Below are 26,847 nucleotides of genomic sequence, written 5' to 3' on the forward strand. Positions count from 1 at the left end.
CATGAGCGACCAGCCGCAGTTCGCCATCACGATCGACCAGCACAAGTACCTCCCCGAGGGCGGCCGCGAGGTGCACGCGATCGTCTCGGTGGAGTCGAGCGGCGGGGGCGCCGCCGCCACGCAGCAGCCCGCCGCCGAGGTCATCATCATCGACACCTCCGGCTCGATGTCCTACCCCGAGACCAAGCTGCACGCCGCGATCGCGGCCGCGCAGGCGGCCATCGACGCGCTGCGCGACGGGGTGTACTTCGCGGTCGTGTCGGGCTCCAACACCGCCTCCATGGTGTTCCCGCAGCAGGCCCAGCTGGTGCAGGCCGACGCCGCCACCCGCCACCACGCCAAGCAGGCCGTCGGCCGGCTGCGCGCGAGCGGCGGCACCGCCATCGGCTCCTGGCTGCGGCTGGCCGACCAGCTGTTCGACCCGTTCCAGCACGGCATCCGGCACGCGATCCTGCTCACCGACGGCAAGAACCAGCACGAGACCGACGCCGAGCTCGACGCGGTGCTGTACCGCTGCGCCGACCGGTTCGTGTGCGACTGCCGCGGCATCGGCACCGACTGGGAGGTCGCCGAGCTGCGCAAGGTCGCCAACGCGCTGCTCGGCGGCGTCGGCCTGGTCGCCGACCCCAAGGACCTGGTCGCCGACTTCCGCGCGATGACCGAGGCCGCGATGGGCAAGGCCGTCGCCGACGTGGCGCTGCGGGTGTGGACGCCGCAGACCGCCAAGGTGCGCTTCGTCAAGCAGGTGCTGCCGACGGTGCAGGACCTCACCGGCCGCCGCGTCGACTCGGCCCCGCAGGCCGGCGACTACCCGCTCGGCGCGTGGGGCGCCGAGAGCCGCGACTACCACGTGTGCATCGAGGTGCCGCCCGGCGACGTGGGCAAGGAGCTGCGGGCCGGCTGGATCAAGCTGGTGGTGCCCGGCCCGCCCGGCCAGGAGGCGCAGGTGCTGGCCACCGGCAACGTGCTGGTCAGCTGGACCGACGACGTGGCGCTGTCCACCAAGATCAACGCGCGGGTGGCGCACTACACCGGGCAGGCCGAGCTGACCGACGTCATCCAGCAGGGCCTGCAGGCCCGCAAGGACGGCGACCTGGACACCGCGACCGCGCGCCTCGGCCGCGCGGTGCAGCTGGCCGAGGAGGCCGGCAATGACGCGATCACCGCGCTGCTGCGCAAGGTCGTGGACGTCGAGGACGCCGCGACCGGCACCGTCCGGCTGAAGCGCAACGTCGACAAGGCCGACGAGATGTCACTGGACACCCAGTCCACCAAGACCGTGCGCACCCGCAAGGGCGAGGGCTGACATGGCGATCTGCCCGGCCGGGCACTCCTCCGGCTCCGACGACTACTGCGACGTCTGCGGCGAGCAGATCGGCGCGGCCGGCGCGGCGGCGCCCGCGGCGCCGCCGGCGGCGACCGCGACCCTGTCCGCGCCCGCGGCGAGCGCCCTCTGCCCCGACTGCGGGACGCCCGGCACCGACCGGTTCTGCGAGGACTGCGGCTACGACTTCGCCACCGGCGGCGGCAAGCCCACCCCGCCGCCGGTGCCCGCTCCCCCGGTGCCCGCGCCGCCCGTGCCCGCTCCCCCGGTCCCGGCGCCGCCCGTGCCCGCCCCGCCGGTGCCCGCCCCGCCCGTGCCGCTCCCGCCCGTGCCGGCGCCGCCCCTGTCGTTCCCGGCGCAGGCGACCTGGACGGCGGTGGTCGGCGCCGACCGCGCCTACTACGACTCACTCGTCGAGGCCGAGGGGCCCGACGCCGCCGCCATCGTGTTCCCGCCCTACTGCCCCGAGCGGCGCATCCCGCTGGCGGGGCCGCAGGTCCGCATCGGGCGGCGCGGTTCCTCGGGCGCGCACCCGCCCGAGATCGACCTGCGCGAACCCCCCGAGGACCCGGGCGTCTCGCACACCCACGCGGTCCTGCTCGCGCGCCCGGACGGCGGCTGGTCGCTGGTCGACCCCGGTTCGCGCAACCGCACCTGCCTGAACGGCTCCCTGGACCCCATCCCGCTCAACGTGGAGGTGCCCGTCGGCGACGGCGACCGCATCCACGTGGGCGCCTGGACCACGATCCGGCTGCTCCGAAACGAGGCGTCATGACCGCCGTCCAGCAGGCCCCGGCGGCGGCTCCCGCCGTCGCCGGGCCGCCGCCCCGGCGCCGCCCGCGCCTGCTCCCGCGCACCGCGACGGGCCGGATCCGCGCGCTCACCGCCGCGGTGATCGTCGCGCTCGCCGCGACGATCACCGCGACCTGGCTCGCGGTCGGCGACGCCCGCGACGGCGTCCGCGTCATCGGGCACGACGCCGGCCCGCAGGTGGTGGCGACCGGCGACCTGTACTTCCAGCTCACCGACATGGACGCGCAGCTGGCCAACGCGCTGCTGCTCGGCCGGTCGCAGAACCTCGGCACCGGCCGCGACCAGGCGCTCGCCCGCTACGACGACAACCGCGCCAAGGCCGGCGCGGCGCTGCTGCAGGCCGCCAAGCTCGCCGACGAGCCGAGCGAGGAGGCCACGGCCCGCGACCTGCTGAAGGGCCTCGGCCGCTACGAGCGGCTCGCCGGGCAGGCGCTGCTGGCCGACCAGGAGAGCGACCACACGGCGGGCCCGCCGTCCGAGCGGGTCACCGGGCTGTACCGGCAGGCCACCGACATGATGAAGCTGGACCTGCTGCCGAAGGCCTACAACCTCACCCTGGACAACGGCACGCTCGTGCGCCACACCTACGAGGACGAGCGGACCTCGGTGAAGTACGGCATCGGCTGGGTCCTCGGCACCGGGCTGCTGCTGGTCGCCCTGCTGGCCGCCCTGCAGCTGTTCCTCGCCGTCCGGTTCCGGCGGCTGCTGAACCCCGCGCTCGCCGCGGCGACGCTCGCCGCGCTCGTCCTCACCGGCGCGGGCGCGGTGATGCTCGGCGGCCAGCTGGACCACCTGCGCGCCGCCAAGGAGGACGGGTTCGACTCGATCCTCGCGCTGTCGCGGGCGCGCGCCATCGGCAACAGCGCCAACGCCGACCAGACCCGCTACCTCCTCGACCCCAAGCGCGCCGACACCTACGAGCAGGTCTTCCTCAGCAAGTCGCAGTCGGTGCTGTACGTCAAGGCCGGCAACCTCGCCGACTACAACGCCGCGCTGCAGAAGCAGACCGACCCGAAGGCGTTCCTCGGCTTCCTCGGCGACGAGGCGAACCGGCCCGCCCTGCCGGGGCGCGACGCGGCGATGGCGAAGGTACTGGCGGACTACCGCCGGTTCCAGCAGGACGACCGCGCCGTCCGCACCCTCGCCGCGAGCGGCCGGCTCGGGGCGGCGATCAGCACCCGGCTCGGCCAGGGCGACAACGCCGCGGCCCGCGACTTCGCCGCCTACGACGCCTCGCTGGTCAAGCTGATCCAGATCCACCGCACGGCGTTCGACGACGCCGTCGCCGCCGGCGACGACGGGACGGCCGGCTGGCGCCTGGTGCTCCCGGCGGCCGCCCTGGTCATCGCCGTGCTGGTGCTGGCCGGGGTCCGGCCCCGCCTGGCGGAGTACCGATGAGGGGGCGGGCGATGCGCACACGCCGGATCGCGGCGGCCGTGGCGGCCGTCCTCACCGCGGGGACCGGCGCGGCCGGCTGCGGCGTCGCCGGCGCCGACACGGTCGCCGGCAAGAAGGGCCTGGTCATCGGGGTCAACGCGGACCAGCCGGGCCTCGGCCTGCGGACCGGCGGCTCCTACAGCGGGTTCGACGTCGAGGTCGCCCGCGAGATCGCCCGGCGGATCGGCGCCAAGTCCGGCACGCCCTCGTTCCGGCCGGTCACCTCCGCCACCCGCGAGAGCATGCTGGAGAGCGGCGACGTCGACATGGTCGTGGCGAGCTACTCCATCACGCCCGAGCGCAAGACCAAGGTCACCTTCGCCGGGCCGTACTACGTGGCGCACCAGGACGTCCTCGTCCGCGCGTCCGACGCCTCGGTCAAGGACGTGCGGGACCTGAAGGGCAAGCGCCTCTGCCAGGTGCCCGGGTCGGTGTCGTTCCCGCGCGTCACCGCCGAGCGGGGCGTGGCGGCGCTGCCGGTGGCCGCGGCCGGCTACACCGGGTGCCTGGACATGCTGTCCTCCGGCGCGCTGGACGCGGTCTCCACCGACGACCTGATCCTGGCCGGCCTCGCCGCGCAGGCGGCCAGGTCGGGCGGGGCCAGGCTGCGGATCGTCAACGCGCCGATCTCCGACGAGCCCTACGGCGTCGGGCTGCGCCGCGGCGACGTGACCGGCTGCGAGGCGGTCAACAAGGCGATCACCACGATGTACCAGGACGGCACCGCCGCACGGCTGCTGAAGACCTGGTTCGGGCCGGTCGGCCTCAACGTCACCACCACGGTCCCCCAGTTCGAGGGCTGCGACTGACGCCCAGGCGGCGTATTTGCGGACCGGCCGGTCACTGAGATCAGTCGGTTACGTAAGTGCCGGTCGGCGCTCAAGATCGTAAGTTATGGTCGCGATCAATATCTTTTCCGGAAATGCCGGTAGGGACCGAGGAGCGCCATGACAACCGTCGTCCTGGTGGTGATGTGCGTCGCCGTCGGGGCGCTCGAGCTGTACGCGGCCAAGCAGAGCAAGGACCAGCAGCGCGCGTTCGTGCGCCGGGTCGACGAGCTGAACGACCAGGTCACCAAGCAGAACAACGTGCTGGTCACGGTCGGCGAGCAGCTCACCGCCGAGCTGTCGAAGGTCAAGCGCGAGGTGCTGCCCGCGCTGGACTCGCGGCTGCGCGCGAGCACCGGGCAGGTGGAGGAGCTGGCGGGCGTGGTGCACCGCGCCGACGAGTTCGTCCGCGCGCAGTCGGCCCGGCTGCACGAGCTGGAGCAGCAGCGCATCACCCTGGCCGCGCTGCGCCGCAAGCTCGGCGAGGTCGAGACCTCGGTGCGCTCGGTCGCCGCGGCGGGCTCGGGCGAGGTGGAGGGCAAGGTCGAGACCGCGCTGGAGCGGCTCGCCGAGCTGGAGCGCGGCGGCACCGAGATCCTGGAGCTGCAGCGCACCCTCACCCGCACCTTGGAGGACGTCGAGGACGTCGTCACCGAGCTGCTGCGCTACACCGAGGGCGAGCTGGACGGCGCGGTCGCCACCGCCCTCACCGGCCGCGACGACGGCGCCGCGGTCACCGCGACCGGGCGGCTGTGGACCCGCGACGAGCAGCTGGCCGGCATCCTGGCCGAGGTGTACGAGCGGTCGGTGCGGGCGAGCCGGCTGACCGTGCGCTTCCGCACCGCCGAGGGGACCGACGGGCAGGGCGAGCGCCGCCGCTACTTCCTCGGCGGCTACCGCACCGAGGACCTGGCCGGGTCGTTCACCGCGCTGCTGATCTCCACCGGCGCGGACCTGCCGCGCAACGGCCACCGCGGCGGCCTGGCCCGCGACCCCGGCGGCCTGCCCGCCGGCGTCGCCGCCACCGGGGTCCCCGAGGACGAGGCGGCGCTGAAGGCGCTGCTGCGCACCCTGTACGAGAGCACCGGCTCGGTCGCCCAGATCGGGCCGCTGCTGGCCGTGCGCACCCGCGACGAGCTGCTGTGCGCCGTGCTCACCCCCGACCAGTCACTGGAGCTGGAGAGCGACGAGGTGTTCTGGGACCCCGCCGACGCCTCGCTGCGGCTGCGCCGGCTGCCCTCGCATCAGCTGTGGGACCTGACCGCCTGGGGCGCGACGCCGTAGGCGTGCACGGCCCGCTCGTGCGGCTCGCCGAGCCGCACCAGCACCGGGCAGGTGGCGCGGCCGGTCGCCGGGTCGGTCTCGGCGCACAGGCCGACCCCGCCGGCCCGGTCCAGGAACACCACGGTGCGCACCGCCCGCGCCGCGCGCACGGCGTAGGGCACCGACTCGGCGTCGGCGGTGTCGAACAGCTCCTCGAAGATGAGCCGCCGCGCGAACCGCACCAGCGCGGCGGCGTCCACCACCCGGCTGCCGATCGCCGCCGCCGGGCCCGCGATCACGATGCCGAAGCTCGGGTCCTCCCGCCCCCGCACGTAGATCTCCCGGTCCGGTTCCAGGCCGGCCCGGCGCGCGGGCAGGTGCAGCCCGAACCCCGCGCCGTCCAGGAAGGCATGGGGCCCGGCCCAAGAAGGCCTGGGGTCCGGCGGCACCCGCAGCGCCCCGGCGGGCGGCGTCCAGCCCGGCAGGTACACCCCGAGGCCGCGCAGCAGCAGCCGCCAGACGGCGCGCCCCGTCACGTCGGGGACGAACTCCCCCCGGCTCCCGCGTGCTCCGTCCATGCCGACATCTTCAGCCGCCGATCTTGCGCGCACAAGGGCGGGGAGCCGATCGGTACCGCGCGGCCGCTGCCACGGCGGCGTCCGGTCGGCTACGGTTGAGGTCGCCGGATCATGACAAGGGTGCCAGCGTGAATATTCAGGACATGATGGTCTACCGCGACACCGGGGCGCGGACCGTCGACCGGTACCTGATGTCCTATGAGGGACGCGTCATCGCCGTGCGCAAGCATCCGGCGGTGCTCATCCTGCCCGTCGCCGTCGCGGTCGCCGGCCTGGTCGTCTGCGGCGTCGTCGCCGCGGTCGCGGGCACCGCGCTGGTGTGGTGGCTGTGGCTGGCCGCCCTCGGCTTCCTGGTGTGGCGGGTGGTGTCCTGGTCGATCGAGTTCTTCCTGGTCACCGAGCACCGGGTGATGCTGATCAACGGCGTGTTCAACCGGAACGTGGCGATGATGCCGCTGGCCAAGGTCACCGACATCGCGCTGGAGCGCTCGGTGCTCGGCCGGATGCTCGGCTACGGCGAGTTCGTGCTGGAGTCGGGCGGGCAGACGCAGGCCCTGCGCAACGTCCCCTTCATGCCCTACCCCGAGCAGCTCTACCTGGAGGTCTCCTCGGTGATCTTCGGTGCCGAGGACGAGTCGCCGGACTGACCGATGAGTCCGGCGCCGCCGGGAGGTCCCCTCCGTCATGACGACTTTCACCAAGGCCGGGCTGGAGCGCCTGCGCGAGCGCATGGCCGCGCACGCCGCGTCGGGCGCGGCGCCCGGCATCGTGACGCTCCTGGCGGGCGGCGACGGCGAGGTCCACCTCGACGCCTTCGGCGGCGCCCGCCCCGACAGCCTCTTCCGGATCAGCTCGATGACCAAGCCGGTCACCGCCGTCGCCGCGCTGCTGCTGGCCGAGGAGTGCCGGCTGCACCTCGACGACCCGGTGTCTCGCTGGCTGCCCGAGCTGGCGAATCTGCGGGTCCTGCGGGCCCCGGACGCCGAGGTCGACGACACCGTCCCCGCCCGGCGGCCCATCACCGTCCGCGACGCCCTGGACTTCCGCCTCGGCGCCGGGATGATCCTGACAGCGGAGGCGTTCGGCTACCCGGTCTTCCTGGCGGCGCAAAAGCTCGGCATCGCCGGCTACGGGCCGCCCTCACCGGCCCTCCCGCACACCCGCGACGAGTGGCTGGCCCGCTTCGCCACCCTGCCCCTGGTCGCCCAGCCGGGTGAGCGGTGGCTGTACAACATCGGCTCGCACGTCGTCGGCGCCCTCATCGAACGCGTCACCGGCCAGACGCTTGAGGAGTTCTACCGGGAACGCGTCTTCGAGCCGCTCGGCATGCACGACACCTTCTTCACCGTCCCCGCCGGCAAGGCCGGGCGCCTCCTGGACGCCCACGTCGCCGGCGAGGACGGCTCCGTCACGCTGTACGAGGCCGCGGCCGACAGCGCGTGGCTGCGCCCGCCCGCGTTCGCCGACGCCGCCGCCGGCCTGGTCTCGACCGCCGGCGACTACCTCGCCTTCGCCCGCATGCTCCTGCGCCAGGGCGAGCCGCTGCTGTCCCGCCGCACCGTCCAGACGATGACGGCGGGACAGCTCACCCCGGCCCAGAGCGAGCAGGCGTTCGGCGGCGCCTCGACGTGGGGCCTCGGCGTCGCGATCGCCACCCGCCGCAGCGACCTGTGGAACACACCGGGCCGCTACGGCTGGGACGGCGGCCTGGGCACGTCCTGGTGGAACGACCCCGCCGAGGGCGTGATCGGCATCCTGCTGACCCAGCGCCTGCAGTTCCCGACCGAAAATCCCGTCTACCTGGACTTCTGGACGTCGGCCGCCACGGCGCCGGCCCGCTGAATCACGAGTCGAACCCGAGGCCGAGCCGGTCCAGGGCGCGCAGCCACAGCCCGCGCCGCCCCTGGTTGCGGTCGGCGCGCGCGATCTCGCGCCGGGTCAGCTCGATCGCGCCGAACCGCAGCGGCTCGGGCGGGAACGGGATCGGCTTGGACCGCACCATCTTCAGCCGTGTCCGCTCCTCGTCGGCGCCCGCGACGCCGAGCCGGTCCAGCATCACGTCGGCGCCGAACCGGGTGGCGCCGACGCCGAGGCCGGTATAGCCGGCGGCGTAGGCCAGCCGGTCGTCGTAGGCCGTCCCGTAGAACGCGCAGAACCGGCTGCAGGTGTCGATGACGCCGCCCCAGGCGTGGCTGAACCGCACCCCCTCCAGCTGCGGGAACGTGGCGAAGAAGTGCTCGGCCAGCGTCGCGAACGTGGCCGGGCGCCGCTCCAGCTCGCTGCGCATCGCGTTCCCGTAGTGGTAGATGGCGTCGTAGCCGCCCCACAGGATCCGGTCGTCGGCCGTCAGCCGGTAGTAGTGGAACTGGTTGGCGGCGTCGCCGAGCCCCTGCCGGTGCCGCCACCCGATCGCGTCGCGCTGCGCGGGCGTCAGCGGTTCGGTGACGAGCGCGTAGTCGTACACCGGCACCAGGAAGTGCTTCAGCCGCTTCAGCAGCGGCGGGAACGCCCCGGTGCCGAGCGCGACCTTGCGGGCCGTCACCGCCCCGTAGGCGCCGGTCAGCCGCAGCCGCCGGTCCGGCAGGCTCTCCAGCCCGGTGACGCGGGTGTTCTCGAAGATCCGCACGCCGAGGGAGCGGCAGGCGTCCGCCAGTCCCCAGGCGAGCCGGGCCGGGTTCACCATCGCGACGCCGTCGCGGTCCCACAGCGCGCCGAGGTAGGTGGGCGAGTCCACCTCGGCGCGGACCTGGCCGGCGTCCAGCACGGCCAGGTCGGTCCCGAGCCGGCCGGCGAGCTCGGCCTCCTCCTTCAGGCCGGCGACCTGCCACTCCTCGGTGGCCAGGTGCAGTTCCCCGGTCCGTTCCCACTCGGCGTCGATGCCGTACCTGGCCAGCGTCTCGCCGATGCCCTCCAGGTTGGCGCGGCCGAGCCGCTCCAGCACCGGCATCTCCTCGGGCCAGCGCTCCATTCCGTTGCCGATGCCGTGGGTCAGGCTGGCGGCGCAGAAACCGCCGTTCCGGCCGGACGCGGCGCCGCCGATCCGGTCGGCCTCCAGCACCACCACGTCCAGGGACGGGTCGCGCTCCTTGGCGCGCAGCGCCGTCCACAGCCCGGTGTAGCCGCCGCCGACGACCACCAGGTCGCAGCGGATCGTCTCGGCCAGGGCCGCTCCGGCCTCGGGCCGCCCAGGGTCCGACAGCCAGTAGGAGGACGGCTCGGCTTCGGCGAGTGCGTGCAGGGCGTTCACATTTCCAGCTCCCTCAGGGGGCTCTCGTAGGGTTTCCTTACAGGGGGTATGCCCAGGTCAGCGGGCCCGGGCGCGGCGGCGCGTCAGCACGACGTTGCCGACCGCCAGCAGCACGCCGGCCGCGAAGATCAGCGTGCCCATCACGTTGACCTGCGGCGGGGTGCCGGTGCGGGTGGAGGCCCACACCCACAGCGGGAACGTCTGGGTCGCCCCGCTGGTGAAGTTGGTGATGACGAAGTCGTCCACCGACAGGGCGAAGGCCAGCAGCGCCCCCGACGTCACGCCCGGCATGACCATCGGCAGCGTGACCAGCCGGAAGGTGGTCCACGGCCCGGCGCCCAGGTCCTGGGCGGCCTCCTCGATGGAGGCGTCCAGGCCGACCGCGCGGGCCCGCACCGTGATCGCCACGAACGAGACCGAGAACATCACGTGCGCGGCGAGGATGGTCAGGTAGCCGCGCGGGGTCTCGGTCGCCACGAACATCGACAGCAGCGACGCGCCCATGACCAGCTCGGGGCAGGAGATCGCCGCGAACATCACCACGTTGGCCAGGCCCTGCCCGCGGAAGCGGTGCCGGCCGAGCGCGAGGCCGGCCAGCGTGCCGAGCACGGTGGCCAGCAGCGTGGTGAGCAGCGCGATCGTCAGCGAGTTGACCAGCGCGGTCGTCAGGTCCTTCTTGTCGAACAGGTGGGCGTACCAGTGGAGGGTGAAGCCCTCCCACTGGAAGTTCTGCTTGCTGTGGGTGTCGTTGAAACCGAACAGCATCATCACGCCGATCGGCAGCAGCAGCCACGCCACCAGCACGACGGTGTAGATCTTCAGCCCGCGTCCCTTGATGGGACGGTGGCGGTGCCGCCGCTTGCGGGGCGCGCTGTTCGGCGCGGTCAGTGTGGTCGTCATCGGCCTGCCGCCTCCAGTACGTCCTTGGTGCCGAGCGCGCGGGCGTAGGCGAAGATGCCGAGCAGCAGCAGCGCCATCAGCGTGAACGACAGGGCCGAGGCCGTGGCGTACTCGCTGTTGGTGAAGTACTCGGTCTGGATCACGTTGCCGATCATGGTGTTGCCGGGGCCGCCGAGCACCGAGGCGTTCACATAGTCGGATGTCACCGGCACGAACGTCATGATGACGCCGGCGAACACCCCCGGCAGCGACAGCGGCAGCACCACCCGCCGGAAGGCCTCGAACCGGCCGGCGTACAGGTCGTAGGCCGCCTCGATGACCCGGTGGTCGACGCGTTCCAGCGCCACGTAGATCGGCAGCACCATGAAGGGCAGGAAGTTGTAGGTCAGCCCGGACACCACGGCGAAGCCGCTGTCCAGGATGTGGAAGCCCTCCGGCAGCAGCCCCCAGCTCTTCAGCGGCCCGAGCACCGGGCCCTGGTCGGTCAGCACCAGCTTCCAGGCGATCGTGCGCAGCACGAACGACACGAAGAACGGCAGCAGCAGCATGAACAGCCACGTCGACTTGTGCCGGCCGCCGCGGAAGGCGATCCAGTACGCCGCCGGGTAGGCCAGCGCGATGCACGCGGCCGTGGCGAGCAGCCCGTACCACAGGGACCGCACGACCTTGTCGCCGTAGACGTCCAGGCCGTCGGCGTAGTTCTGCCAGTGCCAGGTCATCGTGAAGCCGTCGATGAGGTTGCCGGTCATCAGCGACACCGAGGCCATGAAGACCAGCGGGACCGCGAAGAAGACCGCCAGCCACAGCCCGCCCGGCAGGATCAGCAGGTAGGGCGCGAGCACGCCTTTGACTCGACGCATGGGTCAGCTCCCCTGCACGATCGGGGTGAAGATCTTCTGGTACTGCGTCTCCTCGGCCTGGCTGAGCACGCGGTAGGTGCGCAGCCGGGCCATGTCGGCGTCGCTCGGGTAGACCAGCGGGCTGACCGCCAGCCGCTCCAGGTCCGCCTTGTCGTCCCCGGACGCCTTCTGCGCGTCGGCCGTGACGTACTGCCTGGTCGCCGGCACCGGGGTGATGTAGTTGATGAACTCGGTGAGCGTGGCGTTGTGCCGCGGGTCGTACAGCCAGTCCATCAGGGTGAGCGCGTCGACCGGGTTGGCCGCCGTCTTGGGGATCATCATCAGGTCCGTCCACAGGCTGCCGCCCTCGCGCGGCACGACGAACTTCACGTCGTCGTTGGCCAGCGAGTACACATCGCCCGACCAGGCCATCGTCAGCCAGGTGTCGCCCTTGGCGACGGCGTCGATGTAGCCCTGGTCGTAGTACTTGCGCACGATGCCGCGGTCGCGCTGCTCGCGCAGCTTGCGGGCCGCGTTCTCCCAGTCCTTCGGGGTGGACTTCTCCGGGTCCGCGCCGACCGCGAACATCCCGAAGTTCCCGAGCTCCTGGGAGTCGCTCATCATCCCGACCTTGCCCTTGTACTTCGGGTCGAAGAGCTGGGCGATGCTGGTGATCTCCTCCTTGACGTACTTGGTGTTGTAGGCGATCCCGGTCGCCCCCGACACGTACGGGATGGTGAAGGCGTTGCCCGGGTCGTAGGCGGGGCTGCGGAACTTGGGGCCCGCCCACTTCTGGAAGTTCTTCAGCCGGCCGTGGTCCAGCGGCGCCAGGTAACCGAGCTCGATCATCTTGGTGGTCTGGATGCCGTTGGTGACGACCATGAGGTCGAAGCCGATCGACTGGCCCGCCGCGAGCGGCGCCTGGACCTTGCCGAACCAGTCCGACGCCTCCTGGATGACCTCCTTGTAGGTCACCTGCACGCCGGTGTCGCGGGTGAACTCCTTGATGGTCTGGCGGTCGTCCTGCATGTAGCCGGGCCAGTTGGCCCAGTTGATGCTCCCCTTGCCCGCCTTGCCCTTCCAGAACGCGTCGATCTGCGCCTGGGTGATCTTGCCGCGGCCGCCCTGGCCGGGGATCGAGCAGGCGCCGGCCGCGAGCACGGCGGCCGCGGCGCCGAACAGCCGGAGGGCGTCGCGGCGGGTGGTCATCCCGCGGGCGAGGGCCGGATCGGTGCGCGGGATCATGCGGCACCGATCGCGTAGGAGTGCCGCGGCTCCCACGACAGCCAGACCTGGTCGCCGCGCACCGCGACGTCCTCGGCGCTGGTGGCGTTCTGGGTGAAGACCGTGACGTCGTCGCCCGCCGCCGTCGTGACGATGTAGCTGGTCGAGGTGCCGAGGTAGACGACCTCGCTGACGGTCGCGCGCACCATCGAGCCCCGCTCGGGCCGGGCGGTACAGATCTCGATCTTCTCGGGCCGCACGGTGAGCTCGACCCGGTCGCCCGCGGCCAGGGCCGCGCCGTCGCCGGCCGGCACCACGACGCGGCCGCCGCCGTACTCCACCACGGCCTCGCCCGCGGCGATCTCGGCGACCTCGCCGGAGATCAGGTTGGAGGTGCCGATGAAGCCGGCCACGAACCGCGACGCCGGCCGCTCGTAGATCCCGCGCGGGCTGCCGAGCTGCTCGATGCGGCCGTCGTTCATCACCGCGATCCGGTCCGACATCGTCAGCGCCTCGCTCTGGTCGTGCGTGACGTAGACGAAGGTGATGCCGACCTCGCGCTGGATGCGCTTCAGCTCGACCTGCATGGCCTGGCGCAGCTTGAGGTCCAGCGCGCCGAGCGGCTCGTCGAGCAGCAGCGCGCGGGGCCGGTTGACCAGGGCGCGCGCGAGCGCGACGCGCTGCTGCTGGCCGCCCGACAGCTCGCTCGGGCGGCGCTTCTCCCGGCCCGTCAGGTCGACGATCTCCAGCATCTCGCCGACGCGGGCGGCGATCTCGGCCTTGGCGACCTTCCGGCGGCGCAGCCCGAACGCCACGTTCTCGAAGACGCTCATGTGCGGGAACAGCGCGTACGACTGGAACACCATGTTCACGTCGCGCTTGTTCGCCGGGACGCCGGTGACGTCGTCGCCGTGCAGGAAGACGGCACCGGCGGTGGGCTCCTCGAAGCCCGCGATCATCCGCATGGTGGTCGTCTTGCCGCAGCCGGACGGCCCGAGCAGGGAGAAGAACTCTCCCTCGTGGATCGCCAGGTCCACGCCCCGGACCGCCATGACGGTCTCACCGTAGGCCTGGTAGGACTTCTGCACACCGGTGAGCTCGATGGCGGCGACCTCGTCGTCGCGCCAGCCGGGGTCGTCGCGCACGGGCGCGGGACTGGTCTCGGTCATGACTGGTGTTCCTTCGCGGGGTTCGGCGGCTCAGGAGCCGATGTAGTGCATGACGTGCTTGATCCGCGTGTAGTCCTCGACTCCGTACATCGACATGTCCTTGCCGTAGCCGGAGTGCTTGAAGCCGCCGTGCGGCATCTCGGACACGAACGGGATGTGGGTGTTGACCCAGACCGCGCCGAAGTCCAGCGCCTTGGTCATCCGCATCGCGCGGCCGTGGTTCTGGGTCCAGACGCTGGCCGACAGACCGTACTTGACGCCGTTGGCCCAGGTGAGCGCCTGCTGCTCGTCGGAGAACCGCTGGACGGTGATGACCGGCCCGAAGATCTCGTTCTGGACCATCTCGTCGTCCTGGCGCAGCCCGCTGACGACGGTCGGCGCGAAGAAGTAGCCGCGCTCCCCGACGCGCCGGCCGCCGGCCAGCACCTCGGCGTGGCCGGGCGTGCGGTCCAGGAAGCCCTGCACCCGCTCCAGCTGGGCCTGGCTGTTGACGGGGCCGAAGTCGGCGTCCTCGTCGCTCGGCGGGCCGGTGACGGTGCCCTTGGCGGCCTCGGCCAGCGCGGCGGTGAAGTCGTCCGCGAGCCGCTCGGCGACCAGCACCCGCGTCGCGGCGGTGCAGTCCTGGCCGGCGTTGAAGTAGCCGGCCCCGGCGATGCCCGCGGCGGCGGCCTCGATGTCGGCGTCGTCGAAGACGATCACCGGCGCCTTGCCGCCGAGCTCCAGGTGCACCCGCTTGAGGTCGCGGGCGGCGCTCGCGGCCACCTCCATCCCGGCGCGCACGCTGCCGGTGATCGACACCATCTGCGGGATCGGGTGCTCCACCAGCGCGCGGCCGGTGTCGCGGTCGCCGCACACCACGTTGAACACGCCGGGCGGGAAGAACTCCGCGGCGATCTCGGCGAGCAGCAGGGTGCTGGCGGGCGTGGTGTCGGACGGCTTGAGGACGACGGTGTTGCCGGCCGCCAGCGCCGGGCCGAACTTCCACACCGCCATCATCATCGGGTAGTTCCACGGCGTCACCTGGGCGCAGACCCCGATGGGCTCGCGCCGGATCGTGGAGGTGTGGTCGGCCATGTACTCGCCGCTGGCCTTGCCCTCCAGGATCCGCGCGGCGCCCGCGAAGAACCGCAGGTTGTCCACCATCGGCGGGATCTCCTCCTCCAGCGTGAGCCGGAGGGGCTTGCCGGTGTCGCGGGACTCGGCCGCGACGAGGTCGTCCGCGCGCGCCTCGACGGCGTCGGCGAACTTCAGCAGCGCCAGGCTGCGGTCCTTGGGGGTGGCGTCGCGCCAGGCCGGGAAGGCCTCGTCCGCCGCGCGGAACGCGGCGTCGACGTCCTCGGCGCCCGAGATCGGGGCCTCGCCGTACACCTCACCGGTGCTCGGGTCCACCACCTCCAGGCTCCGCCCGTCCTTGGCGTCGGTGTACTCGCCGCCGATAAAGTTGCGCAGCCTGATCCTGGTCACCGTCGATCCTTCCCATCGCGTCACTTGGGCCCGACTTTGACAGAGGATAAGAGCAAAAACAAGGGATTCCGTTGTTACGATCATTGTTAACAACTGATTCCCTTGACCTCACCCCCCGCAGCCAGACGCCGCAGCTAGGAGACCCCGCGATGACCGAACGCCGGCCGGTGCAGCTCGACGAGATCGCCAAGCAGATCATCGAGCAGCTCCAGCAGGACGGCCGCCGCTCCTACGCCGCCATCGGCAAGGCCGTCGGCCTGTCGGAGGCCGCCGTCCGCCAGCGGGTGCAGAAGCTGCTGGACACCGGCGTCATGCAGATCGTCGGCGTCACCGACCCGATGCTGCTCGGCTTCTCCCGGCAGATGATGATCGGCCTGAAGTGCGAGGGCGACCTGGAGCGGATCGCCGACGAGCTGGCCGGCATCGAGGCGGTCGACTACGTCGTCATCACCGCCGGCTCGTTCGACATCCTGGTGGAGCTGGTCTGCGAGTCCGACGAGCAGCTGCTGGAGCTGCTCGGCCGCATCCGCGCCGTCGCCGGCGTCACCTCCACCGAGAGCTTCGTCTACCTCAAGCTGCGCAAGCAGACCTACTCCTGGGGCACCCGCTAGAGACGGGCGGCCCCGGGCGTTCTCCCCCGCAATGGGGATGCCCGGGCCCGGCCCGCGGGCGTACTTTGAGTTGTCGCCAGGAAGGAGACCGGCATGCCAGAGTCGGTCCGTCAGGACCTTCCCGCCCCCCGCCCCCAGATCGCCCTCGACACCACACAGGAGCAGGAGCTGGTGCTCCGCAAGGCCGCCGAGCTCGTCGGCTGGTCGCTCCCACAGTACGTCCTGTGCGCGGCCCTCGACCGGGCCGAGCGCGACCTGTACGAGCACGCCGCCCATGAGGAGCAGGCCCCGGCCGCCGCGGCCGAGCCGTTCCTCGCCGTCATCTCCGCCCTCGGCTAGCCGAGCCCCGCCCGCAGCCGTTCGGCGTAGGCGGCCGCCTCGGCGTCCGAGTCGTACTTGTGCCGTGGCCAGAAGAAGCCCCGCAGCCCGTCCTTCGGGTTGCGGGGCACCACGTGCACGTGCAGGTGCGGCACGCTCTGGCTGATCCGGTTGTTCAGCGCCACGAAGCTCCCCGCGGCGCCGAGCGCCGACTCCATCGCGGCCGCCAGCCGCCGCGCGTGCCCGAACAGCGGGCCCACCTGCCCGGCGGGCAGGTCGGGCAGCGTCTCATGGTGCTCGCGCGGCACCAGCAGGGTGTGCCCCTTGAACAGCGGCCGGGTGTCCAGAAAGGCCACCGCGTCCGGCTCGTCGAGCACCAGGAAGGCCGGCCGCTCCCCCTTGACGATCTCGCAGAAGACACACACCATGCGTGGCATTCTCCCCTAACGACCCGCTTACCCGCCGCCCCCTAGGCTGCGTCGCCTATGCACCTGGACGACGTCGCCTTCCGCTACCGCCGGCGGGGCCCCTGGATCCTGCGGGACGTCACCCTGGACCTGCCGCCGGGCCGGGTCACCGAGGTGACCGGCCGCAACGGCGCGGGCAAGTCGACGCTCCTCGCCCTGCTCTCGGGCCTGCGCCGCCCCACCGGAGGCAGGATCACCGGCCGCCCCCGCCGCGTCGGCTACGCCCCGGAGCGCTTCCCGGCCGCCCAGCCGTTCACCGTCCGCGGCTACCTCGCCCACATGTCCGCCATGCTGAAGGCGCCGCCCGGCGCCATGGACACCTGGGCGGAACGGCTGCACTTCGCCCACCTCATGGACACCCACCTGCCCGACCTGTCCAAGGGCAGCGCCCAGAAGGTCGGCCTCACCCAGGCCCTGCTCGCCGACCCGGGCCTGCTGATCCTCGACGAGCCCTTCGCCGGCCTGGACGCCACCACCCGCGCCATCCTGCCCGGCCTGCTCTGCGACCTGGCCGCCGCGGGCACCACCGTCCTGGTCAGCGACCACCAGCGCTGCCTGGAGCAGTTGCCCGGCCTGGACCACGTCCACGTCGCGGACGGCACCGCCACCCGGACCGTCCCGGCCGCCGAGTGGACCGTCCTGGAGGTCGGTGTCCGGGCCGCCGAGGCCACCGCCCTGGAGACCAGGCTCCGCGCCGAGGGCCACCGCGTCCACCGGAGGCAGCCATGATCGCGCTGACCCGATTCCAGATCGCCGGCTACGTCCGCTCCCTGCGCGCCCTCTACCCCCTGATCGCCACCGCGGCGCTCACCCTCCTGGTCTTCCTCCAGCGCCCTCAGGACACCGAACTGGCCTTCGGCTCCCTAGGCGACGTCATGGCCTTCATGGTGCCGATCTGGGCCTGGACGTCCCGGGCGCTCCTGGACACCCAGCCCGACACCCAGCGCGCTCTGACGGCGCTGGCCGTCCCCCGCCACCCCCTCGCCGGCCTGCTGGCCGCCTACACGGCCAACCTCGCCCTCGCCCTGGTCGCCGTGCCGATCCCCCTCCTGCACGCCGTGACCACCGGCGTGGCCCCCGCCTCCCTGCCGGCCCTCCTGGCGCTGCTGCTCCTGTCCTGCGCAGCGGCCACCGTCCTCGGCGCCTGGACCAGCCGCGCGATCATCCCCCGCCCCGCCACCGCGTCCGTCGCCCTCCTCGGCGCCCTGACCGGGGCCCTGCTGCTCGGCCTGACCCCGGCGTCCTGGCTCGCACCGCCGATCCTGGACTGGGTCTCGGCGGCCCGCCACGGCCCGTCCGCCTTCGCCGGCGCCTTCCCCGCGCTGGCCCTGCACCTGGCCCTCTGGACCGCCGTGGCCGCGGCCGGCTACCTCTCCCTGGCCCACCGCCGCCCCTGACCCGGCACGGCCGCCGCGGGACCGCCCTGATCACGTGCCCTGGCGAGCAGGTCCAGGCCGGGCGCCGCCGCCGTCGCAGAGCCCCAAGCCGCCGCCCCGTCGTCGGCTTCACCGGCGACGAGACGATCGGCCGCGACATCCAGACCCGCGCGGCGTGGGATGTGCCGCCCGGCTCCCCCTGAGCCGTCACAGCGTCACCCGCCGGGGAACAGGGCCCCGCCCTGAAAGCCCGGCCCCCTCCCCGAGGGGCTTTCGAAGCCGGCCGCCATGAAGCCGAGGCGGGGCGGACGCCACTCCGCCGTCCAGGGCCGCTGCCCGCCCATGTCCCGGAGCCTCCGCAGGAACGTGAGCACGCCCGCCGTCCCGACGCCCCACTGGGCGGCGGCACCGGCCAGCGAGTGATCGGGGAAGACCGGGCGGTCCGGCTCCCCGCCGCACCGGGCGAGCATCAACGCCAGCACCCGGCGGGCCCCCGCCAGGTACTCCTCCGACCGGGTGGCCAGCGCGAGGTCGATGAGCAGCTCACCGACACCGGCCATGCCGCAGCACTGGCTCAGCACCGCCATGGACGGCGCGATCCGCAGAGCCGCCCGCCCGCAGGCACCGGCCGGTTCCAGGTAACGGTCGTCATCGAGCCATGCCCACGCCGCCAGCAGCGACGTGCCGATCCCGGCGAGCCCCTGGCACCACGAACCGGCCATCGGCCGCGCGGCAGGGGTCCCGGCGGCGGCGATCAGCGAGGGGACCTCGGCCGCCAGCCTCGCGTAGCGGCGCTCGGCGTCGGCCGGGGACGTCCCGCCGGCACGGGCGTGGGCGAGCAGGAAGTAGGCGACCCCGGCAAGCCCGTGCGCCATCCCGTACTCGGCGTGCACGCCCGACCCAGGCGGGGCCGCCGGCAGCTCGCCGGCGGTCCGCCGCACCCGGCCCTGGACGATCCGGGCAGCGCATTCCGCCGCCCGCTCAAGATGTCGGGGGTCATCGAGCAGCCTGGCGAGGATCAGATGCCCGACGCCGGTACCCGCCACCCCCTGCGCGTGATCGTCCTTCGCCTCAGCGGCAGGACGCGGAAGAGCGGGCTCCCCGCCCATCGCAGCGCCCAACCGCCCCTGCATGGGCCCCGCAGCCGGAACCGGAAGCAACGGCCGCCGGAAGTCCCGCAGCCGCGAACCGAGAACCTCGCCTCCCCACCGAACGTCCATCCCGCCGAAGAGGCGGCTTCCCGGCGAAGGCACCTCCTCGCGCGGAACTCGCCCGGCCGTCCGTGCGCTCAAAGCACTCCCAGCACCGCCCGCGTAGCTGACGCCACCCGCAGAAACGAAGCCGCTCACTTCGCCGGTACCGGCCTCGACCGAGCAGCCGCCGCCCACGTAACCGAAACCGCCCGTCAGGCCGGGACCATCGGCGCGGAGGACACCCCGCACATGGTCAGGCGCATCCGCTCGGCCATCGACATCCGCATGGAGAAGCCCATCGAGCCGAGCGGACGGCCCGCTTCCACTGCGCCTTGGGTCGCCCCGGAAGTCGCACTCGGCATGGAACCTGTAGTCGGCGGGGAGCGGGGCGCCGACCCGGAACCGGCCGTCCGCGGCGGCGAGAAAGATCAACGCTCCCGCACCGCCGAAGAGCAACCCGTGCCCAAGAGGGGCCTGCTCCATCTCCGCCCGGGTGCGCGAAGCCATTTCTCCGACGAGTTCGCGCACCTCCGGGCGTGCGGCGTGATGGAGCAGCTCCATGCCGATGCCGGCCGTGCCGATGTGGGCGTTGGTCGGCAGCGGTCTCCCCGGCGCCGCCCCCATGAGTTCGCGCGCCTGGTGGAGGACCTGGCCGAGGACATGGTCGACCAGGCCGTCCAGATCACCGATGTCCGGCAACGGGGGCGGAGCGCCGACGGCATCGCGCCTGCACCGCCGAAGATCCGAGACCGCCGCGACGCGCTGCCGCGGATCTGCGCTCAGCAGGCGCGGGATGGCCCCGGCCGTGATCTCGTCCCTGAGGCCGAACGCCCCCAGGGCTATCAACGTGGCCGCGGCGTTGCGCTCCCCGTCGTCGTGCATGCGGACCGGGTCCAGTCCGGTGGCCGCGTAGAAGAGCGTGGCTCCCAGGGCGTAGTAGTCGTCTTCAGGTTCGGCGGGGCGGTCGCGGCGCTGCCCGGGCGGCGAGTAGCCCGGTGACCAGCCGAAGCGCTGGGTCCCCTCGAAGCGGCTGATGTCGAAGTCCACCAGCCGGCAGCGCCCGTGCTCGTCCAGCGTGATGTTCTTCGGGGCGAGGTCGCGATACACCACACCGTGGGCATGCAGCGTGTCGAGCAAGGCGACCAGCCGGCGCGCGAGGTCCGCCAGGCTCCGCTCCGGGCCGGCGCCGTAGCGGCCGTGGTCGACGACGTCCTGACGCAGATCGCGGTCGCCGGCGCTGGTGACCACGAGGAACTCGTCCTCGCCATGGCGGAAGTGGTCCACGAAGCGGGGGAACCCGTCGGCCCCCGCCAGCGCGTGCAGGATGCGGCGCTCGTTGCGCAGGTTGGCCCGCACATCGGTTCCATCCGCGATCTCACCGATGTAGGCGCGCGCCTGCTTGATCACCACCTCATGCCCGGTCCGCATGTCCACCGCCCGGTAGACGCTGCCACGTGCGGCGGATGCGATGCCCGCGGTCAGCCGGTACCGCCCGCCCAGCACCGGCGAGGCTTCCGACCCCTGATGCCAGCCCACCCCGGGACGCCCCTGAGGCCGATGAGAACTCCCCGTACCTCCGACTGCTCCCCGCTCGCCGGCGGGCAGCCGACCACCCGGAGATCGCCGCCCGCCCGCAGACAACCGCTCGCTTCCCGGCGCTCCACGCCCCAAAGGCCACTGGCCGCCCTGCCCAGGAGCCCCCTCCTGCTCCCCCTCAACTGGCGGGTCACCGAAGAACTGCCGCTCACCCCTGGCCTGCCAAGCGCCGGAAAGCCGCTGCTCCCCCAATGACCGCCGCTTGCCGCCGTCCTGTCCACCGCCCGGGAGCCGCCCACCACTCCAAGTCCCCGCTTCCCCCGAAGGCCGCACTTCGTTCAGCGCCTGCTCATCGGTCGCAGATCGCGCACTACCCGAAGGCGGCGCATCATTCGGAGGCCGTGTGTCTTGGGGAGGTGGTGCCGCCCTCGGAAGCTGCGCGCCGTTCGGGGGCGGCTCATCGCCTGGAGGTCGCGCATTGTCCGGGGGGCTTCTGTCGGCGGGTGGCCGGTGGTCGTCGGCGGTTCGGTGGGGGGTGGGGGCTTGCCGGGGGGCCGGGCTGCTCCTTTTCAGCGGGGGCGGCTCGCCGGCAGGAGGTTGTTCCTTTCTGGTTCGTGCCAGGTGCGGGGGGCGGTCGTCGTGGGGGCGGGATGGTGGGGGGTGCCCCTTCGGGAAGGGGCGGTGGTCGTTGTCCGGGGTCCGCGGATGGACGGTGGGTGGGCGCTGATCGGCGGGGTGGGCCTCGGTGTGGGGTGGGAAGGGGTCTTCGGCCCAGTCCGGGCAGCGGAAGGTGGGGCCGGCGGCGCCGGGGAAGAGTTCGCCGGACGGGCCGATGACGACCAGTTCGAAATCGCCGTTCCCGGTCATCCGGTAGCGGGGGCGGAACGGGCCGTAGCGGTAGTAGACGGGGGCGTCGGGTGAGATCCGGCGGTCGCTGCGGATGATCGGGGCGGCGAGGCCGTGCAGGGCCGCCACCAGGGCGTGGCCCACCGCGGCCACCGAGTCCTGGGCGGGGTAGACGGTGATGGCCTTGCCGGCCGAGCCGGTCGTGTTGGACGGCGAATTGAACTCGCGCAGGATGCCGGCGTCGCCGACGACCTTGAAGTTGGGGGCGAGGCTCAGCAGGACCGGCAGCGCGCGGTCCAGGGTGGCGCCCAAGGTGGCCGGGCGGGCTGCGACATGGAGCTTCCAGCCCTGCTCGGGGATCGGGGTGCGGCGGTCCTGAACGTCGATCCAGACCTCGCCGCGGCGCAGCCTCAGCCCGCGTGCCGAGAGTTCGCCCAGCCGTTCCAGGATGTCCACTGGGGCCACCGGCGTTCTCCTCCTTCCCGGTCGTGCGGGGAGGGGCGCGGGACCCGCGGCCCTCCCCGGGCGTGGCTCAGCCGTCGCAGCGCAGGGTCGCGCCGGTGACGCAGGTCTGGTTGAAGGTGTTGCCGTCGCACTTGATCGTGAAGCCGGAGACGCAGGTGCTGACGCACGCCTGCTCGCCGTGCTGCGCAGCGGGCGACGTCGCCTCGAAGAAGACCCGGTCGATCTCCGTCATGTCCTTGGTGCCCGCGTCGCGCGGTTCGAACGTGATGGCGCTCATGAGATCCTCCGTGCTCGGGAAGGGCCGGGGTTCTCAGTGAAGTGGAGGGGCCTGCAGTTTTTCTGTAGTCGCCACTGGCTCTATTGCGACCTGGTTCAGGCGATATTCGGGTGGCTTGTCCTCAAAGTCGGTGCGTTCGCGGGCGTAAAGGCGCAGGAGTTCATGGCAGCGGTAGCGGGGCCGGCCGGACTCGTCCACCTGGATCTCGAGCAGCTGCGCCTCGGCGAGCCGTTCCGCCAGTTCCTCGGCGGTGCTTTCGGGGACGTTCAGGTGCGCGGCCAAAGCACTCACCCGGAAGGGTCGAACGCCCAGCCGCCCGATCCCGCGCAATGCCTTCCGCTCCCCCGGGGACAGGCATCGATAACTCGACTCGAGGCTCGCTCTCACGGCCAGATCACCGACGGCCAGTTCGTCTAGGCGCCTGTCCTCGTCGCTCAGGCGCCGCACCATCATGGCGAGCGACCGGCCCGGGTGGACGCCCAGCCTCGCTCCGACCGCGCGCAGGGCCAACGGCAGCCCGCCGCACAGCTCCACGATCCGGGCCGCGCTCTCCGGATCGGCCTCCGCCCGGCTTCCCCCCGCGGTCTCCGCGAGCAGCCTGGCGCCGCTCCGGGCGTCCAGCGGCCCGATCGTGAACCGGCCGGCGCCTTCCAGCCCGGCGAGCAGGCGTCTGCTCGTGACCAGCACGGCGCACCCGGAATGCCCGGGCAGCAGGGATCGCACCTGCCGCTCCCCGGCGGCGTCGTCGAGCACCAGCAGCATCCGGCGATCGGCCAGCACGCTGCGGAACAACGCCGTTCCGGCCTCCAGGTCGTCGGGAACGGCATCGCCGGCGATGCCCAGAGTTCCCAGCAGCCTGCGCAGGACACCGGACGGGTCTGCCGGTGCGCCCGGTCGAGAGCCGTGCAGGTCCACAAAAAGCTGGCCGTCCGGGAAGTCGGCCCGCACGGAGTGCCCGGCCGTGACCGCCAGGGCGGTCTTGCCGCAGCCCGGCATCCCGACCACGACGCACACCCTCGCAGCCTCCCGGCCCAACAGCGCCCGGCGTAGGGCGGCGGTCTCCCGCTCCCGTCCGACGAAGTCGCTCACGGCAGGAGGGAGCTCGGCCGGCGCAGCGCGCCGGCCGGTGAGCCGCACGGGTTCAGGCGGGCCGTCCGGTGAGCGCACCGGCCCGCCGGCGAGGATCTCCGCTTGCAGGCGCTGCAGTTCCACGCCCGGGTCCAGCCCCAGTTCCTCGTTGAGGACACGGCGCCCCTCGCGGTAGACCTCCAGGGCCTCCGCCTGCCGCCCCGCGCGGTACAGGGCCGTCATCAGCTGCCCGCGTGGCCGTTCGCGCAGCGGTTGCCGGGCCACCAGGCCGACGAGCTCAGGGACGAGGTCCGCTCCCCGCCCCATCCGCAGCTCGATCGAGATCCGTTCCTCCTGCACGGCCGAGCGCATCTCCTCCAGGCGCGTCGCCTCGGCCCGCAGGAACGACTCGCCCACTCCCCCGAACGCCGGCCCCCGCCAGAGAAGCAGCGCCTCTCTCATCGCCTCCACGGCCCCGGCCAGGTCCTGCCGCTCGGCGGCCGCCCGTCCCTCGGCTGCGAGCGCGGCGAAGCGATGGACGTCGACCTCCTGCGGTCCGACCTCCATGACGTAGCCGGGCGAGCGCGTGAGCAGCCGCTCGGGGGCGCCGAGGGCCCGGCGTACCGCGCAGACGTAGGTGTGCACCAGCGCCGGGGCGGTCGCCGGTGGCCGCTCGCCCCACAGCGCGTCGACGAGGCGGTGAACGGAGACCACCCGGCCGGGGTCGAGCAGGCAGGAGACGAGCAGCGCCTGGTGCTTGGCCGCGGTCAACGGCACCGCGCGGGCGCCGTCGGCCACCTCGACCCTGCCGAGCAAGCGAAACTCCACACCGCCCCCATCTCAGGACCCGCGTACACGACGAGACGACGCGCGCCCCTCTATTTGACGTCACCCGCGCAGTGCGGGAGCGGCGAATGGACGGACTCACGGCAGCAGAGTCATGTTGCCTGCAAGGTGAGCCATCCCTGTTCGACCGGGTCACCCTCCCGGCCGCAGAAGTAGAGCCGGCCCGGGTCGCCCCAGAACCAGTCGAGGCGCTGATCAGAATCCAGCTGTATCAGCAGATTCCAGCTATTTTCCGCCGATCCCCGGCCGTCATTCGGCACTGGTCCGGCCTCCGCACCGGACAGGGACACGCGGTTCAGGCCGATGGCGCCCTGCACAAGGACCGGCCAGCCGCCCAATTGGTGCATCGGCGCACCGCCAGGCCATACGTGCTGAACCCAGGCCGCGTGAAGTTGCTCGTACACCGCCAGAAAGCCGCTGTAGGCGTTTTCCAGCGTCTGCAGGACCGGATCCCGCGGGGACGGCATCGACAGGAAGGGCTCAGCCCCCAGAGGGCATTCCGGGAAGGCCACGGAGCCCGCAGGCGGGTCGGCCTCGCTCAGGTCCCCGATGAACAGCCGCCAGCCGTCTCGCTGGGCGGGGTCGTCCCCCCAGGGGCGCGGGGTGGCGGTCGCGTAGTAGAACGCGGCCACCCCTTTGTGCGGCAGCCTGGGTATCGCCGTCATCTCGGACAGCGCGGCGAAGTCGACCGAACCGAGGAAGTCCAGCGGGCGCCCTTCCCATTCGGGCCACGGCTCGTCCACCGGAAGCATCGGCCGGCCGCCGAGCCTGACCCCCGCCGCCCCGTCCGCGCCGAGCCGCAGGGCGGGCCGGGCCAGGGGCAGCAGCTCTTCCGCCGCCTCGGCGGAGAGGAAGACGCCGAACAGGGAACGCAGCCGCTGGCGCTGCACCTCGAAGTGTTCCATGTCACTTAGCGTTCCCTGCCGGGGTGGATCGCGTCACCACCCCGCGGGATCTGTGGATAACTTCAGCCGTGTTCGAGGGCCCCGGCGAGCTGCTCCAAAAAGCGGTCGACCTCCCGCTCGTCATAGCCCGGGCCGAAACGCACCTTCTCGAAGACGCATTCGCGGACGTCGCCCGCCGACACCGGCGGCCGGACGCCGCGCAGCCCGTCGATCACCCGGTCGAGGAAGACGTCGACGTCCCGCACCCCGTATCCCGGGCGCAGGCCCGAACCGGAGAAGCGGGCGTTCTGGATCCAGGTGATCAGCCAGCCGGGGTGCACCCGGGGCTGCCCGGCCCGCTCCGCCGACGAGGCCACCGCCCGCAGCTCACGGATGCTCTCCAGGAGCAGCTCGTCCACCGTGCGGTGCTCGTAACCGCGCAGCACGATGTCGAACCGCGTCGCGCGCACCTCGTTGGCGTCCATCGCCGGGCCGCCGTTCAGGGCCTGCGAGATCCGCTCCAGCAAGGCGTCCACCTGCGCACGGTCATAACCTCGCAACGCCACCGGAAGGCGCGTTCTCGTCTTCGCGGACATCCCGCTCCTAGTCCTTTGTGGCCGCGGCCAGCTGGCCGCAGGCGCCGTCGATCTCCCTCCCCCGGGTGTCGCGAACCGTTACCGGCACTCCGTGCGCCTCCAGGCGCCGTACGAATTCGCGCTCGTCCTGTGGCCGCGAGGCGGTCCACTTCGATCCGGGCGTCGGGTTCAACGGGATCAGATTGACGTGTACGAGGTGCCCGCGCAAGAGGCGGCCGAGAAGATCGGCGCGCCACGCCTGGTCGTTGACGTCCTTGATCAGTGCGTACTCGATCGACACCCGGCGGCCGCTGCGGTCGGCGTACGCCCAGGCGGCGTCCAGGACCTCGCCCACCTTCCAGCGGTTGTTGATCGGCACCAGCTCGTCGCGCAGCTCGTCGTCGGGGGCGTGCAGCGACAGCGCCAGCCGGACCGACATGCCCTCGGCGGCCAGCTTCTCGATCGCCGGGACCAGCCCGACGGTGGAGACGGTGACCGAGCGCTGCGAGATGCCGAGGCCGGCCGGCGCCGGGTCGGTGATCCGGCGGACGGCGCCGATCACCGCCTTGTAGTTGGCCAGCGGCTCGCCCATGCCCATGAAGACGATGTTGGAGACCCGGCCCGGCCCGCCGGGGACACGGCCCCGGGCCAGGGTGCGGGCCCCGGCCGCGACCTGCTCGACGATCTCGGCGGTGGACAGGTTGCGGGTCAGCCCGGCCTGGCCGGTGGCGCAGAACGGGCAGTTCATGCCGCAGCCGGCCTGCGAGGACACGCACATCGTGGCGCGGTCGGGGTAGCGCATCAGCACCGACTCGAACAGCACGCCGTCGAAGGCCTTCCACACCGTCTTCAGCGTGGTGCCGCCGTCGCAGGCCAGCTCGCGCACCGGGGTCAGCAGCGAGGGCAGCAGCTCCGCGGCCAGGCGGTCCCGGACGCCGGCCGGCAGGTCGGTCATCTGCGCCGGGTCGTCGGCGAGCCGGGTGAAGTAGTGCCGGGAGAGCTGGTCCGCCCGGAACGGCTTCTCACCGAGCGCGGCGACGGCCTCCCGGCGCTCGGCCGTGGTCAGGTCGGCGAGGTGCCGCGGCGGCTTGGCCCGGCGCGGGGCCGCGAAGACCAGCTTGGCGGGGGTCTTCTTGACGGTGCCCTCGGCGGCCGTTTCGGCGGCGGCGGCCGGCTCGGCGGCGGCGGTGGGCTCGGTGGTGGCAGACATGGTCCTTCCAGTGTCGCAAACACCTGCGGGTGCCTGAGCCGTGCGCGCCGCGGCCCTGGCCGCACGCCCTGGCGGGGACGGACCCCGACC

The 26,847-nt window shown here is 72.7% G+C and carries 25 protein-coding genes; 11 read left to right on the forward strand and 14 right to left on the reverse strand.

Going from position 1 to position 26,847, the window contains the following annotated elements; genetic code table 11:
• Position 1: 1 nt before the first annotated feature.
• The 5 genes from ACRB68_RS05045 (at position 2) to ACRB68_RS05065 (ending at position 5,685) form a co-directional block, all read left to right on the forward strand.
• Entirely contained in the window at positions 2–1,306 is a 1,305-nt protein-coding gene (locus ACRB68_RS05045; protein WP_153531025.1) for a vWA domain-containing protein, read from the forward strand.
• A gap of 1 nt (position 1,307) precedes the next feature.
• On the forward strand, positions 1,308–2,099 hold the full coding sequence (locus ACRB68_RS05050; protein ID WP_153531026.1) for an FHA domain-containing protein: 792 nt from the start codon (positions 1,308–1,310) through the stop codon (positions 2,097–2,099).
• On the forward strand, positions 2,096–3,535 hold the full coding sequence (locus ACRB68_RS05055; RefSeq protein WP_235958739.1) for a hypothetical protein: 1,440 nt from the start codon (positions 2,096–2,098) through the stop codon (positions 3,533–3,535). Before ACRB68_RS05050 ends, ACRB68_RS05055 begins: the two co-directional genes overlap by 4 nt.
• An 11-nt stretch (positions 3,536–3,546) precedes the next feature.
• On the forward strand, positions 3,547–4,383 hold the full coding sequence (locus ACRB68_RS05060) for a glutamate ABC transporter substrate-binding protein (RefSeq protein ID WP_235958741.1): 837 nt from the start codon (positions 3,547–3,549) through the stop codon (positions 4,381–4,383).
• 138 nt (positions 4,384–4,521) lie between these two features.
• Positions 4,522–5,685, forward strand: a complete 1,164-nt coding sequence (locus ACRB68_RS05065; protein ID WP_153531028.1) for a coiled-coil domain-containing protein — start codon at positions 4,522–4,524, stop codon at positions 5,683–5,685.
• Here ACRB68_RS05065 and ACRB68_RS05070 read toward each other — a convergent pair.
• Positions 5,646–6,242, reverse strand: coding sequence for a hypothetical protein (locus ACRB68_RS05070; RefSeq protein ID WP_153531029.1), 597 nt, complete (start codon positions 6,240–6,242; stop codon positions 5,646–5,648). The genes ACRB68_RS05065 and ACRB68_RS05070 overlap by 40 nt on opposite strands.
• Positions 6,243–6,370: 128 nt before the next feature.
• On the opposite strand from ACRB68_RS05070, the gene ACRB68_RS05075 reads away from it, so the two are divergent.
• Together ACRB68_RS05075 and ACRB68_RS05080 are read left to right on the forward strand one after the other, a co-directional pair.
• Positions 6,371–6,889: a PH domain-containing protein gene (locus ACRB68_RS05075; protein WP_328593773.1), complete on the forward strand. Its 519-nt coding sequence runs from the start codon at positions 6,371–6,373 to the stop codon at positions 6,887–6,889.
• A 37-nt stretch (positions 6,890–6,926) separates the two neighbouring features.
• The gene (locus tag ACRB68_RS05080) at positions 6,927–8,084 is read left to right on the forward strand and encodes a serine hydrolase domain-containing protein (RefSeq protein WP_207709569.1); all 1,158 of its coding nucleotides are present in this window, start codon (positions 6,927–6,929) and stop codon (positions 8,082–8,084) included.
• 1 nt (position 8,085) lies between these two features.
• On the opposite strand, the gene ACRB68_RS05085 is transcribed toward ACRB68_RS05080, so the two are convergent.
• Genes ACRB68_RS05085 through ACRB68_RS05110 form a run of 6 tightly spaced genes read right to left on the reverse strand, consistent with a single transcriptional unit; the run spans position 8,086 to position 15,085 of the window.
• Entirely contained in the window at positions 8,086–9,489 is a 1,404-nt protein-coding gene (locus tag ACRB68_RS05085; protein ID WP_328593774.1) for an NAD(P)/FAD-dependent oxidoreductase, read from the reverse strand.
• A gap of 57 nt (positions 9,490–9,546) precedes the next feature.
• Positions 9,547–10,389: an ABC transporter permease gene (locus ACRB68_RS05090; protein ID WP_153531030.1), complete on the reverse strand. Its 843-nt coding sequence runs from the start codon at positions 10,387–10,389 to the stop codon at positions 9,547–9,549.
• A complete protein-coding gene (locus tag ACRB68_RS05095) occupies positions 10,386–11,249 on the reverse strand; it encodes an ABC transporter permease (protein WP_153531031.1) in 864 nt (287 codons plus the stop codon). The genes ACRB68_RS05090 and ACRB68_RS05095 overlap by 4 nt, the downstream gene beginning before the upstream one ends.
• A gap of 3 nt (positions 11,250–11,252) precedes the next feature.
• Positions 11,253–12,473 (reverse strand): ABC transporter substrate-binding protein, encoded by a 1,221-nt coding sequence (locus ACRB68_RS05100; protein ID WP_153531032.1) that lies wholly within the window; start codon positions 12,471–12,473, stop codon positions 11,253–11,255.
• Positions 12,470–13,621 (reverse strand): ABC transporter ATP-binding protein, encoded by a 1,152-nt coding sequence (locus tag ACRB68_RS05105; protein ID WP_153531033.1) that lies wholly within the window; start codon positions 13,619–13,621, stop codon positions 12,470–12,472. The genes ACRB68_RS05100 and ACRB68_RS05105 overlap by 4 nt, the downstream gene beginning before the upstream one ends.
• A 30-nt stretch (positions 13,622–13,651) precedes the next feature.
• Entirely contained in the window at positions 13,652–15,085 is a 1,434-nt protein-coding gene (locus ACRB68_RS05110) for a gamma-aminobutyraldehyde dehydrogenase (RefSeq protein WP_328593775.1), read from the reverse strand.
• Positions 15,086–15,234: 149 nt separating this feature from the next.
• On the opposite strand from ACRB68_RS05110, the gene ACRB68_RS05115 reads away from it, so the two are divergent.
• Both ACRB68_RS05115 and ACRB68_RS05120 read left to right on the forward strand, forming a co-directional pair.
• Positions 15,235–15,696: an Lrp/AsnC family transcriptional regulator gene (locus ACRB68_RS05115; RefSeq protein ID WP_153531035.1), complete on the forward strand. Its 462-nt coding sequence runs from the start codon at positions 15,235–15,237 to the stop codon at positions 15,694–15,696.
• 93 nt (positions 15,697–15,789) lie between these two features.
• Positions 15,790–16,035: a type II toxin -antitoxin system TacA 1-like antitoxin gene (locus ACRB68_RS05120; protein ID WP_153531036.1), complete on the forward strand. Its 246-nt coding sequence runs from the start codon at positions 15,790–15,792 to the stop codon at positions 16,033–16,035.
• Here ACRB68_RS05120 and ACRB68_RS05125 read toward each other — a convergent pair.
• The gene (locus ACRB68_RS05125) at positions 16,032–16,442 is read right to left on the reverse strand and encodes an HIT family protein (RefSeq protein WP_328593776.1); all 411 of its coding nucleotides are present in this window, start codon (positions 16,440–16,442) and stop codon (positions 16,032–16,034) included. The genes ACRB68_RS05120 and ACRB68_RS05125 overlap by 4 nt on opposite strands.
• A 57-nt stretch (positions 16,443–16,499) precedes the next feature.
• Between ACRB68_RS05125 and ACRB68_RS05130 the strand changes: the two genes are divergently transcribed.
• Both ACRB68_RS05130 and ACRB68_RS05135 read left to right on the forward strand, forming a co-directional pair.
• Positions 16,500–17,210 (forward strand): ATP-binding cassette domain-containing protein, encoded by a 711-nt coding sequence (locus tag ACRB68_RS05130; protein ID WP_153531038.1) that lies wholly within the window; start codon positions 16,500–16,502, stop codon positions 17,208–17,210.
• Positions 17,207–17,878, forward strand: coding sequence for a hypothetical protein (locus ACRB68_RS05135; protein ID WP_153531039.1), 672 nt, complete (start codon positions 17,207–17,209; stop codon positions 17,876–17,878). The genes ACRB68_RS05130 and ACRB68_RS05135 overlap by 4 nt, the downstream gene beginning before the upstream one ends.
• Positions 17,879–18,072: 194 nt before the next feature.
• Here ACRB68_RS05135 and ACRB68_RS05140 read toward each other — a convergent pair whose 3' ends face one another.
• The 6 genes from ACRB68_RS05140 to rlmN form a co-directional block, all read right to left on the reverse strand.
• A complete protein-coding gene (locus ACRB68_RS05140) occupies positions 18,073–21,888 on the reverse strand; it encodes a class III lanthionine synthetase LanKC N-terminal domain-containing protein (RefSeq protein ID WP_153531040.1) in 3,816 nt (1,271 codons plus the stop codon).
• A 76-nt stretch (positions 21,889–21,964) separates the two neighbouring features.
• Positions 21,965–22,174 (reverse strand): cinnamycin family lantibiotic, encoded by a 210-nt coding sequence (locus tag ACRB68_RS40070; RefSeq protein WP_194293188.1) that lies wholly within the window; start codon positions 22,172–22,174, stop codon positions 21,965–21,967.
• 33 nt (positions 22,175–22,207) lie between these two features.
• On the reverse strand, positions 22,208–24,058 hold the full coding sequence (locus ACRB68_RS05150; protein WP_153531041.1) for an AfsR/SARP family transcriptional regulator: 1,851 nt from the start codon (positions 24,056–24,058) through the stop codon (positions 22,208–22,210).
• A gap of 122 nt (positions 24,059–24,180) precedes the next feature.
• Positions 24,181–24,993 (reverse strand): DUF1963 domain-containing protein, encoded by an 813-nt coding sequence (locus ACRB68_RS05155; protein WP_153531042.1) that lies wholly within the window; start codon positions 24,991–24,993, stop codon positions 24,181–24,183.
• Between the two features lie 62 nt (positions 24,994–25,055).
• Positions 25,056–25,568 (reverse strand): DivIVA domain-containing protein, encoded by a 513-nt coding sequence (locus ACRB68_RS05160; protein WP_153531043.1) that lies wholly within the window; start codon positions 25,566–25,568, stop codon positions 25,056–25,058.
• A 7-nt stretch (positions 25,569–25,575) separates the two neighbouring features.
• Positions 25,576–26,757, reverse strand: coding sequence for a 23S rRNA (adenine(2503)-C(2))-methyltransferase RlmN (gene rlmN, locus ACRB68_RS05165; RefSeq protein ID WP_153531044.1), 1,182 nt, complete (start codon positions 26,755–26,757; stop codon positions 25,576–25,578).
• Positions 26,758–26,847: the final 90 nt, after the last annotated feature.

The sequence above is a fragment of the Actinomadura macrotermitis genome (assembly GCF_009604375.1).
Lineage (GTDB): Bacteria > Actinomycetota > Actinomycetes > Streptosporangiales > Streptosporangiaceae > Spirillospora > Spirillospora macrotermitis.